The sequence below is a fragment of the Gammaproteobacteria bacterium genome, assembly GCA_015709615.1.
GTDB lineage: Bacteria > Pseudomonadota > Gammaproteobacteria > Burkholderiales > Nitrosomonadaceae > Nitrosomonas.
In genome coordinates this window covers 1,353,172-1,365,948 of record CP054179.1, presented here as the reverse complement: position 1 = coordinate 1,365,948, position 12,777 = coordinate 1,353,172, and the positions used below count along the sequence as shown (strand labels likewise).

The following is a 12,777-nucleotide window of genomic DNA, read 5'->3' as shown; positions in this document are numbered from 1 at the left end:
ACGAGACCATAAGTTATGTTAAACATATCGATTGCACCTCAGATTCTATCACCGGCGGATAACACAGCAGCGGCGATGAGCTCTGGTTCGTCAGGAACCAAAGATACTGCTGCCGGAGATTTTGGTAAGGTTCTGGAGCGGGAAGTATCCGAAACCGCCAATAAGCAAGAGAAAAATGATACTGCAAGCGCGCAGGACCGGCCCGATAACGATGTATCCGCAAAAGACAAGGATACGGCCGATTCTTCAAAGGACGCTCCGGCGGATGGTTCCGGCAGTTTTATCCAGAATCTCTTGAGTGATACATCCTCTGTATTTAAAACGGTCCCCGCACTGCAAGCGATGGGTGCGATGGCCAATCCGGATGCAACGGGCGCAGCTTCCGTGCCGCCTCAAACGGCAACTACAGTATCTGCCGATATGCTCCAGCCGCAAGATAGCGGACAAATTGCCGGTGCGGTAATCCCGGCTGTCAATCAAATGTTGCAGCAAAGCCAGAATCCGGTCGATTCGGATACGCTCAATGTTAATTCCTCATCCAATAATTATTGGCAATTTCTGGGAACGGCAGATTCTGCCGCTTACGGCAAATTTGCACCTCCTGCTTCGGAACTGAGTGAGGATACTCAACTCGACAATGCCGTGCCGGTCTTTAAAACCCAGGAAGAACCATTGACATCACAATCATTCGGCTTGAATAACACCACAGCGGCAACTTTGCAGAATGCGGTTTCTCAAGAAGTTAAAGTCGATGCGCCCGTAGGTCAACATAAGTGGGGCGGCGAGTTTGCGCAAAAAGTTGTGTGGCTGAGCACACAGCAGCATCAGGTGGCGGAAATCCGTTTGAATCCTGCGCATTTAGGGCCTGTTGAAGTGATGTTGAGTATTACGCAAGACCAGGCGACGGCACAATTTGTGTCTCCTCATTCGGCGGTGCGTGACGCTATTCAGGAGGCTTTGCCGCGCTTAAGGGAGATGATGGCTGAGAATGGTATCCAACTGGGCAATGTGATGGTCAGCGCCGATTCGTTTCAGCAGGAAAATAAGCAGCAACAACCTTTTTATGCGGCAAGAAGCTCCGGTAGTATGAATGATGCTGGGCAGGAGGTTGCCGGTCAAATGCAAACGACCGCTGTGCCGGTCAGGCATCAAGGTCTCGTTAACACATATGCGTAATGGTTGACGGGGGGGTATCCTTGTTCTCGATGCAATAGTAATTTCGTAGGTAGCGCCGGTCATGCTGATAGTCTTGCCAGTGTGGCCGGCGAGCAAGCTCTCATTTCATTCTTTAGCCCGTTCGGGTAAGAATTAATTCAAACGATTGATCATGCCAAAGTCTTTCCTTTCAGCAACTTAAAACCAGAAGGTGTGCGCTGCGTTGCTATCCGTTCCAGTATCTGAAAATAGCGACATTATTTCAGTGTTATTTGTGGCATCGGTTTATTGTCGTGTCGACCATAATGAGCTCCATTCAATGAGGAGTTCGCAAAATGGCAAAAACGATGGAAGCACCGGCTGCTGCAGAAGGTAAGAAAGGCAAGAAGGGACTGATAATTACCCTGTTGATAGCAATCATCGCGATCGGCGCAGGCGCCGGTGGCGCATGGTATTTCATGAAAATGTCAGGGGACGAGGAAGCCGAGCCGGCAAAACCGAAACCGAAGCCAACGAAGTTTGTGGACTTGGATGTTTTTACCGTTAACTTGCAGCCCGAGGAAAACAATCAATATCTGCAAGTGGGATTGACGATAAAAGCCAGAGAGACCGAAGTCATTCAGGAAATTACCAAACAAATGCCGGATATTCGCAATCGCATCCTGATGTTGCTTTCCAGCAAGAAAGCAGTCGAGATTGCGGGCATTCAAGGAAAACAGTTATTGAGTCAGCAGATCGTTGACGAAATCAGGCAATCGCTCGGTTCGGAAGAGTTGCAAGACGATATCCGGGAAGTGTTATTTACATCATTCGTGATTCAGTAACCATTCATGGCTGAAGATTTTCTTTCACAAGACGAGGTCGATGCACTTCTCAAAGGCGCTACGGGTGAGAGCGATGAAGTGCAGGAGGAAGAGGATCGCGGGGGTGTCCGGCCCTACAATATCGCGACGCAGGAGCGCATTGTTCGTGGCCGGATGCCGACCTACGAGATCATCAATGAACGTTTTGCGCGTTTCTTCCGTATCGGCTTGTTCAATTTTATGCGCCGCACGGTGGATATCGCAGTTGGTCCGGTCAAAGTGATCAAGTTCAGTGAATTCGTGCGTAATCTGGTGGTGCCGACCAACCTTAACATGATTCATATGAAACCGCTGCGCGGCACGGCCTTGATGGTTTTCGATCCGAATTTGATTTTCCTGATTGTGGATAATCTGTTCGGTGGTGACGGACGCTATCACACGCGTGTGGAAGGAAGGGATTTTACCCAGACCGAGCAACGCATCATCCATCGGCTGCTCGAAGTGGTGTTTGAAGATTATGAAAAATCGTGGAAATCGGTGTATCCGATTAAATTTGAATACATCCGGTCGGAAATGAATCCGCAATTCGCCACGATTGCGACCCCGAACGAGGTTGTCGTTACCGTCACTTTCGATATCGATATGGGTAATCAAGGCGGCGAATTCCATGTCTGCATTCCTTATTCGATGATCGAACCCATTCGCGATACTTTGTACAGCGCGCTGCAAGGCGATCATCTGGAAGTCGATAAACGCTGGATCAAGTTGCTGTCGCAGCAAGTGCAAGGCGCTGAAGTCGAATTGATTGCGAACCTCGGGCAAACGAAAGTGACTTTTGAACAAATTCTCAGTATGCAAGCCGGAGATATTATCCCGCTGGAGATACCTAAATCCATAACCGCGCACATCGACGGAGTGCCGGTTATGGATTGCCGCTACGGCACGATGAATGGGCGCTATGCGCTGAGAGTCAACAGCATGATCTCGCCGTCAGAGTCTGAATAATTTATTGGAGAGTGGTGAAATGTCAGAGCCTACAGCAAACAATCAAACCGAGACTGACGACTGGGCTGCTGCAATGGCGGAACAGGCGGGTTCGCAAAATACTTCTGCGGGGCAAGAACCGGAAGTAGACGATTGGGCCGCTGCGATGGCGGAACAAGCGGCAGCCGATCAAAGTCCGTCCGCGGAAAAAAATAGTAATCCCTTGATGGGGACGCAGGCGGCAACCGCTTCGGTTTTTCAGGAATTCTCGAAAGACGGCGTGGCGAATAATACCCGCCATGATATCGACTTGATTCTCGATATTCCCGTGCAAATGACGGTTGAACTGGGGCGCACCAAGATTGCAATCAAGAATTTACTGCAACTGGCCCAGGGTTCGGTGGTGGAGCTGGACGGCATGGCCGGTGAGCCGATGGATGTGCTGGTCAATGGTTGTCTGATTGCGCAAGGTGAAGTCGTGGTGGTGAATGATAAATTCGGTATCCGCCTGACTGACATCATCACCCCCAGCGAACGTATCCGCAAACTTAACCGCTAGGACGCAGATATGCTAATTCGATTTTTGATTTTCTTAATGCTGGCGATAACCTATCCAGCTTCCGCGGAAACCGTAAAGCCAGGGTATGTGCCGCCCGCTCCGGTGATTTCCACGGAAAGCACGTTGCAGATGATCGGCGCATTGTTGTTGGTACTGGCGGTTATCGTGGGCGGCACTTGGCTATTGAAGCGTTTTGCTTTGCTGCCGACGGTAGCGTCGGGTGTGGTCAAGGTGGTTGCAGCCGCCGGTGTGGGACAGAGAGAACGGGTGGTCGTGGTCGAAATTGATCAGACCTGGCTGGTGCTCGGTGTTGCCCCCGGACGTGTCAACAAGTTGCACACGATGGATAAACCGTCAAGTGAGCCTGCGGCCAAAACGGATCATCCCCCGGTGGAAACATTCGCCGCGCAGCTTAATCAGAGTATGGAAAAAGATCATGTATAACAGGCCTGTATCGCTCGCTCGTTCATTGTGTCAATGCCACGCATTCCGAACGGTTCTTGAATATTGTTTAGGCAAATTGAACGGGCGTAATTTATTGCGGGCCATCGTATTATTTGCCAGTTTGGTCGCCTTGCCCGCCTTTGCGCAGAAATCCGGTTTTCCGGCCTTCACCAGTTCGCCCAACGCGGACGGCAGCGCAACCTATTCGCTCAGCATACAAACGCTGATTTTGTTGACGTCACTGACGTTTTTGCCGGCAGTGGTGCTCATGATGTCGAGCTTCACGCGCATCATCATTGTGCTGTCGCTGCTGCGATTGGCACTCGGTACGCAATCTTCCCCGCCGAATCAGGTGTTGCTGGGACTGGCGTTGTTTCTGACCTTCTTCATTATGTCGCCGGTCATTGATCGGGTGTACAACGAGGCGTATTTGCCGTTTTCGCAAGACAAGATCAATATCATGGAAGCGGCCGATAAAGCCAGCGTGCCGCTGAAAGCATTCATGTTGCACCAGACACGGGAAACCGATCTGGCGCTGTTTGTGCAAATTTCCGATAGTGAAGAAATCGAAAGCCGCGACAAGGTGCCGCTGAAAATCCTGGTGCCGGCGTATATCACCAGTGAGTTGAAAACCGCATTTCAGATCGGCTTCGTGATTTTTATCCCCTTTCTGATCATCGACTTGGTCGTGTCGAGTGTTTTGATGGCGATGGGTATGATGATGTTGTCGCCGATGATCATTTCACTGCCGTTTAAATTAATGTTGTTTGTTCTCGTCGATGGCTGGCACCTGATTATCGGTTCATTGACGCAAAGTTTCTATACCTGAAAGGAAATTCATTATGACTCCAGAAAGTGCGATGACGATCGGCCGGCAAGCGCTGGAAATCACCTTCATGATTTCCGCGCCGCTGTTGCTTTCGGCGCTGGCGACCGGTTTGCTGGTCAGTATCTTCCAAGCGGCGACGCAGATCAATGAAATGACGTTGTCGTTCATTCCGAAATTGCTGGTTATGTTTCTGGTCATGGTATTGGCCGGGCCCTGGATGATCACGCTGATGACCGATTATATGCAGCGCCTCTTTACCAGCATTCCTTGGCTGGCGCTTGGTTAATTCCGCAAAGTGCTCAGCGGCTTTTTTTACTGGAATTAAGTTGGCTGAGCACATAAATGGCCCGGTATCATGATCAGTATAACAACTGCGGAATTGAACACATTGCTGGCGGCATTTCTCTGGCCGCTCAGCAGAATACTGGCGCTGGTGGCGACGGCTCCTATTTTTGGAAATCCAAGCACGCCGATCAGAGTGAAACTGGGGCTGGCCATTGCCATCACTATCCTGGTTATGCCGCTGGTGGAGAAATCGTTGCCGCCGGTCGATCCCGCCTCGGGCGTCGGTTTAATTATCTTAATGCAGCAAGCGCTCATTGGCATCGCCATGGGGTTTGTCATGCGGATTGTTTTTGTCGCCGTGGAAATGGCGGGTGAATTGATTGGCTTGCAGATGGGGCTTGGTTTTGCGATTTTCTTCGATCCGCAGAATTCCGGTCAGATCGATATCGTCGGCCGTTTCCTGGGCGTGATCGCCACCCTGGCGTTTTTAGCCATCGACGGACACCTGATGATGATCGCCCTCATTTCGCAGAGTTTCGATACTTTGCCGGTGGGGCTGGAAGGATTGACGGGAGCGACATTGACTACACTGGTCAATTGGGGCAGTGAAATTTTTAAATCCGGCTTGCAATTATCACTTCCCGTTCTGACCGCGCTGTTGATCACTAACTTGGCTTTGGGGGTGCTGACACGCGTGGCGCCGCAGTTAAATATTTTCGCGGTAGGCTTTCCCTTGACGTTATCCATCGGCCTGTTTGTATTGGCGCTGAGCATGCCTTTTTACGCACCGATTCTGGAACATTTGGTGCATGACGGCTTGAATCTGATGATGGGGATTCTGAATATCAATAAAATCAATATGCCGTAGCCGTTTCTCTGTATTTTTCAGAGCAAATTCAGCTAGGTACTTAAGAAAAAATGCTTTTCGATTCTCAACGTATAAACAGGCAATTTTCCCCTTCTTTTTCAATGTAAATCATGGTTGCAAAGCTGCTAAAGTGACCATCTGTTGAGCGGGAAAATTGCTGACTTATTGATGTGAGCAAGACCCTAATAATGGCTGGCTTGGTTAATCATTTATGACATTTAAGACGCGTTTATTCAGTTCGCTGCGCAAGCTCTCATCTCAGCAAGATGAAGGGATCGCCGCGTCTGACGATGAATCGCAGCCGGACAGCGGTGCTGACCCCGGTCAGCAATTTGCATCGGCCGATGAGATCAAACAATTGCTTGATTCCGCTTTCCGCGACCGGTTAAATGCCGAGGATCAGGCGATCAAAGAAGCGCATAAGCGCATTGAAGCGGAAAATATCGCGAAAGTGGCTGCGGAAGCGCGTGCCCGTGCTGAAGCCAATGCCAGGATCGCAGCCGAGACAAGAATTCAATCCGAGGCGATTGCCACCGATCAGGCCCGGGCGCGAGCCAAAGTTGAAGCGCTGGCTATCCGGGAAGCCAATGCCCGCCGGGAATTGGAAATAAAAGCAAAGTTGTTGGCGGAAGAAAAGATCAAAGCTGAAAAGGCCTTGAATGCTTTATTGGAAGCAAAAATCAAAGCGGAAGCTTCGATTGTTGAAAAGATGCAGCGACGGATTGAGCAGGAGGCGGCTGCCTTAGATAAAGCGCATGCGGCGGCATTGAAAGAAGCCGAAGCGACCGAGGCCGCCCGGCATCGGATCAAAGCAGTGGAAGAAGCGCGTCTGGCAGAGCAAGTCAGGATTGAAACGGAAACCAGCGCAGCGGTACTGGCTCAGGCGCGAATTCAGGAAGTGCAGCGTGCGACGGCATTGGCTAGAGCGCAGGAGGAAACTGAGCGGCAGGCGATCGAAGAAGTGCAAATCCGCTTCCGGCTGGAAGCGCAAATGCTGGCGCAAGCCACCCGGCGTCTGGACGCCGAGAAGAAAGCCCGGGAGATAGAGGAGGAAAGGCTGCAAGCAGAAAGTGCCGCAGTGCAGGCAGCGATTGAGAAAGCCGAAGCGGAAGCCGCCGCAGCCGCAGAAGCCAGGAAAAGAACCGAGCTGGATTCACAGGCTGCTGTTGCAGCTCGCGATAGAGCCGATGCGGAAAAAGTGGCTGCGGAACTGGCCGAATCGATTCTGGCAAAGGAAAATGCGGCTGCAGATGCCATAAAAGCGCGACTGGCTGCCGAATCCGGGTTGCTGGAAGAAGCCAATCAGCGAATGCAAATCGAAGCGGATGCGCTGGCCGCAGCAGAAGCCGCTCTGCGTGCTGAAAAAGAAGCTAAGGCAATCGCCAGTGAGAAAAAGAAAGCGGAGGCCGCTGCTGTCAGAGAGCATCAAAAACACATGAAAGCCGATGAAGAAGCGATTAAGACAGCCGAAGCGCGCACCGCCGCTGAGAAGGTTGCACGTGAAGCGGCAAAAAGCCGGTTGGCGGCTGAGTTGCGGCTAAAAGCAGCAGCAGAGGCAAAAGCGCAAATGGATATCCTGGCGGGTGAAGAAATGAACAATAAGGCAGATTTGGAGCAACGATTGCTGGAAGATGCGGAAATACGCGCTAAAACGATTGCTGACGCAAGGCAGGCGGTGGCCGAGCGGCTAGAAATTGAGCAAAAAATCACAGGACTTGCCATTACCCGAGCACAAGCGAAGATTATTGCAACCAATAAAGCCAGAGCACAGCTCGAAGCGGAAAAAAGTGCAACGAGAATGGCGTTGGAAAAAGCCAGAAAAGAGTCGGCCGCACTTGTGGCCATGCAAGAGCGCATCGCACTGGAATCTAAAGCGTTAGAGGCTGCAACAGCACGGGAAGCTGTTGAAACAATGGCGAAAGAAGCTTTGTTTGTGCGCTCCCAAGCGGATAAGGAAGCTACTGCAGCCGCAACGGCAAGGATCCGGGCGGAAATTGCCGCAGCAGAATACTCCCGTAGCAAAATAGCTTCTATTACCAACCCCCAGCAGTCGAGTATTTTGTTGTCCAAAACGACTGTAACGACTGTAGAAAATCCGTCTTCCTATCGATCAAAACGCTGAATGTATTGAGTGCAGTGATGCTTTGAGATATTTTTCTCACTCAAGTACTTCTCAATAGCTTCTTTTTGCAGAAGCTGCTGATTTTATATCAGCATTCCCAAAATGCGTTATCCGCTATAATTCAAAAAACGCAAAAATGGTGTACAAAAAACAAGAAGTATGCGGATTGTTGTTTTGGTGCAACACCAGCATAATATTGCCTTGACAGGAAAAAGCACCTTATATAAGCTGCGGATTGGTCAAATATGACACACTTATATTGATTAAGCAATGTCAGCGGTAAGCGTTTGAATGAGAATTTTCAGCCAGCAAAGAATGTATTTATTTGAGATTAAAAATCAGTGCTGGTACGCTCAACCAGAATTCCTTGCTCATAGAGGCAAGATGACAAGTCCTATAACTTCGAGGGGAAGATCTTGAGTTCGACAATAACCAAGTTGAACGCTCCGCTAACGCAAGCGTTTGATTTTCAGCCTTCAAGCGAATTGCAGTTAATGCCGACGCCTACGCTCAATACACTAGCACAGCAGCTGGCGGGTTTTGATACTCTGACGAGTGCTTTGGAGTATGCAGCAGAAGGGGTAACAGGGTATAACTTTTATGATGCGAGAGGTAACTTACGTTCGATTCTGCCTTATGGTTTGCTTCGGCAGAATGCTCGCATAACAGCTCAGCGCTTGTTGGGTTTAAATTTACCTCGCGGCAGTAGAGTTGCGATCGTTGCGGATACTTCACCAGAGTTTGTCGAGTTGTTTTTTGCATGCCGCTATGCGGGATTGGTGCCTTTTGCAATGCCGATTCCTGTGAATCTTGGTAGTCATGCGATATATGTCCAGCAGTTGAAAGGTATGCTCGAAAGCAGTCAAGCGAGTATTGCGTTAGCTAATATTGATTATGTCGGTTTTTTGGAAGAAGCCGCTGCAGAAGTAGGGTACATAGCGTGGGTGGGGACTCCTGCAAAGCTAAGTGAACTGCCAGTACTAGATATTGAATTACAACCCAATCATCCTGACGAAACTGCGTATTTGCAATTCACTTCGGGGAGTACGCGTACCCCAAGAGGTGTGATTATTACTGAGCGGGCGTTGATGTGTAATCTGCAAGGCATAGTGCGTAACGGTTTGGAAATAAAGCCGGATGATCGCTCAGCGTCATGGCTGCCCTTTTATCATGATATGGGATTAGTTGGCTTGGTTCTGGCCCCTATGGTTACGCAGATTTCTGTTGATTATTTGGCAACACGTGATTTTGCAATTCGCCCGTTGCAATGGTTGCGCTTAATTAGCCGTAATCGTTGTACCGTCGCATTTAGCCAACCTTTTGGTCTTAAACTTTGTACTCTTCGTGTCAGAGAGTCTGATCTTAAGGAACTGGACTTAAGTAGCTGGCGAGCGGCTGGTATTGGTGCAGAAATGATTCGGCCTGAAACCCTGAGGAATTTTGCAGAGAAATTTGCATCAGCAGGTTTTGATGAAAATGCTTTTTTACCTTGCTATGGTCTTGCGGAATCAACGCTTGCGGTTACTTTTTCGAAGATTGGGGAAGGATGCAGAAGCATACAGATCGATAGTAAGACACTGATCGATAAGAGAATGGCCGCTAGACTGCAAGCTGATGGGCGTAAACAGAATGAGTTTGTGAATTGTGGTCGTCCGTTACCTGGGCACATTGTAAAGATAGTCGATGAGAATGGTCAGCAATTATCAGAAATGATGGTCGGTAGTGTTCTGGTGCATGGTGACAGTGTGATGACTGGCTACTATAATAATCTGGAAGAAACCAATAAAGCTCTTAAGCCGGGCAATTGGCTGGATACCGGTGATATTGGATTTTTGTTTGAAGGTGATTTATTTATCACTGGACGGCGTACTGATGTCATCATTGTGAATGGTCGGAATATTCGCGCACAAGATATTGAAGAATTAGCTGAACAGCAACCGGAAGTTAGATCGCGGGAAGCTTCTGCATTTGGAATTAATGATGAGGATGGTACTACAACAATCGTATTGGTTATTGAATGCAGGCTTACCTCTGTGGCAGAACGCCAATCGTTAATTATCAGATTGCAGCAGCTTGTTTATATGGCTTTTGGGGTCAATTGCGTAGTGGAGCTGGTGCCACCGCATACTTTACCTCGGACCTCATCTGGAAAACTTTCACGTTTTGCGGCCAGACAGGGTTATATTCAGAGAACAAACTTGACAGGTCAATTGTCTTTCGTAGAATCGGGTGACAGGTAACACACATAACAAAATTGTAGCCATAACAGGTGCTACTGGCTTCATTGGTCATGTGCTGGTGCAGAAACTGATTCAAAGTGGATGGATTGTTCGTGCATTAACTCGAGTTAACCGTTCGTCAAATAGCAAATATCTCCAGTGGATTCAAGGCGATTTAAATAATTTAACGGCGCTGCATCATTTGATCGATGATGCAGCGTTTGTTGTTCATGGGGCTGCAACAGTTAGAGGTAGTTCTTTTCAAGAGTTTGCAGACACTAATATTGAAGGCACTAAAAATCTTTTATGTGCCATAACTCAAAAAAAACAATCCCCGCGCTTTTTATTAATTTCGTCATTGGCTGCGCGTCAACCTGAACTGTCATGGTATGCGCAGAGTAAATACTTATCTGAGCGGATGCTCACTGAAAACTCAGAGTCATTGCAATGGACTATATTCCGGCCAACGGCTGTTTATGGACCTGGTGATAAAGAGATTAAGCCGCTCTTTCAGGCGATGCGGCGTGGTCTATTCCCTGTTGTCGGAAAAATGAGTAACCGGTTCGGGTTAATTCATGTTTATGATTTAGTAACCGCAATCGAAGCTTGGCTAACGGCAGAACAGAACATCCAAGGTGTTTTTGAACTAGATGATGGTACACCAGGCGGATACAGTTATCAGGGATTAACAGAATTGGCGCAACAGGTTTGGAAGCGACCAGTTCATTGCATCACGATTCCGGATCCGCTAATTCGCAGCATTGCTTCGGCAAATCTCTGGTTTGCTCGATTATTCCATTACTCGCCCATGCTGACCCCGGGAAAGGTAAATGAACTGCAACATCCTGATTGGGTATGTGATAATGCGTCCTTAATCCATCAACTTCCCGGATGGCATCCGAGTATCCGTTTACAAGATGTATTATCTGAAGTAATCTAACTTCAAAATTTAACCACGCCGAATTTAATTTATGACTGACAGTAATTACGATGAGATCATGCAGTTGCTCTGCGATCGCCTAAGTAGTTTAACCAATTCCAATACGCAGATTTCCCCCGAAACCAATCTAATCAGCCAATTATCGATCGATTCGATTAAACTTCTTAATCTGATCATGGAAGTAGAAGATGCTTTTGATATTTCAATTCCGATTAACGCTCTAGCCGATGTTCAAACTGTGCGTGAGTTGGTCGATTTAGTGCATAAAATTAAATCAGCGTCATAATGAATTTATTAGAGAAAATTGATGCAGCCGCTGCTGCAAGAAAGGCACTTTTGCCTAATGGCGTGGGCGCATTTGGTATTCCGATTGAAGAAGTTTATTCTGCTACTGAAGCGAGAATCGGCGATCGCCGCGTGCTTCTGCTGGGTACAAATAATTATCTGGGGCTAACTTTTGCCCCTGAGTGCATTCAGGCAGCGCATGAAGCCATAGATAAGGAGGGTACGGGAACCACAGGTTCGCGAATGGCGAATGGCAGCTATTTCGGTCATCGCGCGCTCGAAAAAGAATTCGCAGATTTTTATCAATGCAGTTCCAGCATTGTATTTACAACCGGTTATCAAGCCAACTTGGGTACGATTTCCGGTTTGGTCGGCCCAGGGGATACAGTATTGATCGATGGCGATTCGCATGCGAGTATTTATGATGGTTGTATTCTCAGCGGTGCGGATATCATTCGCTTCAAGCACAATGATGTAGTCGATATGGAAAAACGGCTGCGCCGCTTGGGTGATCGTGTTGAGACTACATTGGTTATCGCTGAAGGCATTTACAGTATGCTCGGCGATCAAGCGCCTTTAGCCGAGATCGTTAAATTAAAGAACGCCTATGGTTGCATTCTGTTGCTGGACGAGGCGCACTCGCTGGGCGTGCTGGGCGAAACCGGTCAAGGTCTTGTTGAAAAGACCGGCTTATTGCAAGAGGTCGATTTCATTACCGGTACTTTCAGTAAAAGCTTGTGCAGTATTGGCGGATTTTGTGTCAGCAACCACCCGCAGCTTGAACAGCTTCGCTACATCAGTCATCCCTATATTTTTACAGCATCACCCTCTCCCGCCACGATTGCATCGACCCGTGCGGCGTTGGAATTGTTGCGCAAGGGTAGCCACCTGCGCAAACAATTATGGAATAACTGCACGCAATTATATTCAGCGCTCAAGGAAGCCGGTTATGTTCTTGGCCCGGACCCTGGACCGGTCATCGCCGCTGTTGTGGATACGCCGCAACAAGCACTGTTGTTGTGGCAACAGTTACTCGAGCATAATATTTATGTGAATTTGATTTTGCCGCCCGCTGCGCCCGAGGGTAAATCACTAGTGCGATGCAGTGTGAATGCCGCCCATACCGGAGATCAGATCCGCTATGTGGGTGATACTTTTGCCAAGCTATACAGCGCAATCAGTTCGCATTCATAAGTTTCTGAAATTTCTTGATTGGGTAACTGCCGATTCGCATTCATCGGTCAAGAGAACTTCTAAGCGTATCGGGTTTTCTGGTAGGTAGCT

At 48.7% G+C, this 12,777-nt stretch carries 12 protein-coding genes and 1 pseudogene; all 13 read left to right on the top strand.

Translation table 11 applies throughout. The features are described 5' to 3' along the window. Positions 1 to 15 precede the first annotated feature (15 nt). The 13 genes and pseudogenes from HRU77_06655 to HRU77_06595 all read left to right on the top strand — a co-directional run bounded on the left by HRU77_06655 (position 16) and on the right by HRU77_06595 (position 12,687). Positions 16 to 1,176 carry a flagellar hook-length control protein FliK gene (locus HRU77_06655; protein ID QOJ20401.1) on the top strand — a complete coding sequence of 387 codons (1,161 nt, stop codon included), beginning with the start codon at positions 16 to 18 and terminating at the stop codon, positions 1,174 to 1,176. Between the two features lie 314 nt (positions 1,177 to 1,490). Further along, the gene (gene fliL, locus HRU77_06650) at positions 1,491 to 1,979 is read left to right on the top strand and encodes a flagellar basal body-associated protein FliL (GenBank protein ID QOJ20400.1); all 489 of its coding nucleotides are present in this window, start codon (positions 1,491 to 1,493) and stop codon (positions 1,977 to 1,979) included. A 6-nt stretch (positions 1,980 to 1,985) separates the two neighbouring features. Next, the gene (gene fliM, locus HRU77_06645) at positions 1,986 to 2,963 is read left to right on the top strand and encodes a flagellar motor switch protein FliM (protein ID QOJ20399.1); all 978 of its coding nucleotides are present in this window, start codon (positions 1,986 to 1,988) and stop codon (positions 2,961 to 2,963) included. A gap of 19 nt (positions 2,964 to 2,982) precedes the next feature. Next, positions 2,983 to 3,501 carry a flagellar motor switch protein FliN gene (gene fliN / locus HRU77_06640; GenBank protein QOJ20398.1) on the top strand — a complete coding sequence of 173 codons (519 nt, stop codon included), beginning with the start codon at positions 2,983 to 2,985 and terminating at the stop codon, positions 3,499 to 3,501. A gap of 9 nt (positions 3,502 to 3,510) precedes the next feature. Beyond that, positions 3,511 to 3,945, top strand: coding sequence for a flagellar biosynthetic protein FliO (gene fliO, locus HRU77_06635; protein ID QOJ20397.1), 435 nt, complete (start codon positions 3,511 to 3,513; stop codon positions 3,943 to 3,945). Positions 3,946 to 4,021: 76 nt separating this feature from the next. After that, a complete protein-coding gene (gene fliP / locus HRU77_06630; GenBank protein QOJ22084.1) occupies positions 4,022 to 4,774 on the top strand; it encodes a flagellar type III secretion system pore protein FliP in 753 nt (250 codons plus the stop codon). 13 nt (positions 4,775 to 4,787) lie between these two features. Further along, on the top strand, positions 4,788 to 5,060 hold the full coding sequence (fliQ, locus tag HRU77_06625; protein ID QOJ20396.1) for a flagellar biosynthesis protein FliQ: 273 nt from the start codon (positions 4,788 to 4,790) through the stop codon (positions 5,058 to 5,060). Between the two features lie 69 nt (positions 5,061 to 5,129). Next, positions 5,130 to 5,927, top strand: coding sequence for a flagellar biosynthetic protein FliR (gene fliR / locus HRU77_06620; protein QOJ20395.1), 798 nt, complete (start codon positions 5,130 to 5,132; stop codon positions 5,925 to 5,927). 211 nt (positions 5,928 to 6,138) lie between these two features. Beyond that, positions 6,139 to 7,959: pseudogene (locus HRU77_06615) on the top strand (hypothetical protein). Between the two features lie 506 nt (positions 7,960 to 8,465). Then, positions 8,466 to 10,289: a fatty acyl-AMP ligase gene (locus HRU77_06610; GenBank protein ID QOJ20394.1), complete on the top strand. Its 1,824-nt coding sequence runs from the start codon at positions 8,466 to 8,468 to the stop codon at positions 10,287 to 10,289. Then, complete coding sequence (locus HRU77_06605) at positions 10,279 to 11,208, top strand: NAD(P)-dependent oxidoreductase (GenBank protein ID QOJ20393.1); 930 nt, start codon at positions 10,279 to 10,281, stop codon at positions 11,206 to 11,208. The genes HRU77_06610 and HRU77_06605 overlap by 11 nt, the downstream gene beginning before the upstream one ends. 31 nt (positions 11,209 to 11,239) lie before the next feature. Beyond that, the gene (locus tag HRU77_06600) at positions 11,240 to 11,494 is read left to right on the top strand and encodes an acyl carrier protein (GenBank protein QOJ20392.1); all 255 of its coding nucleotides are present in this window, start codon (positions 11,240 to 11,242) and stop codon (positions 11,492 to 11,494) included. After that, positions 11,494 to 12,687 carry an aminotransferase class I/II-fold pyridoxal phosphate-dependent enzyme gene (locus HRU77_06595; protein ID QOJ20391.1) on the top strand — a complete coding sequence of 398 codons (1,194 nt, stop codon included), beginning with the start codon at positions 11,494 to 11,496 and terminating at the stop codon, positions 12,685 to 12,687. The genes HRU77_06600 and HRU77_06595 overlap by 1 nt, the downstream gene beginning before the upstream one ends. Positions 12,688 to 12,777: the final 90 nt, after the last annotated feature.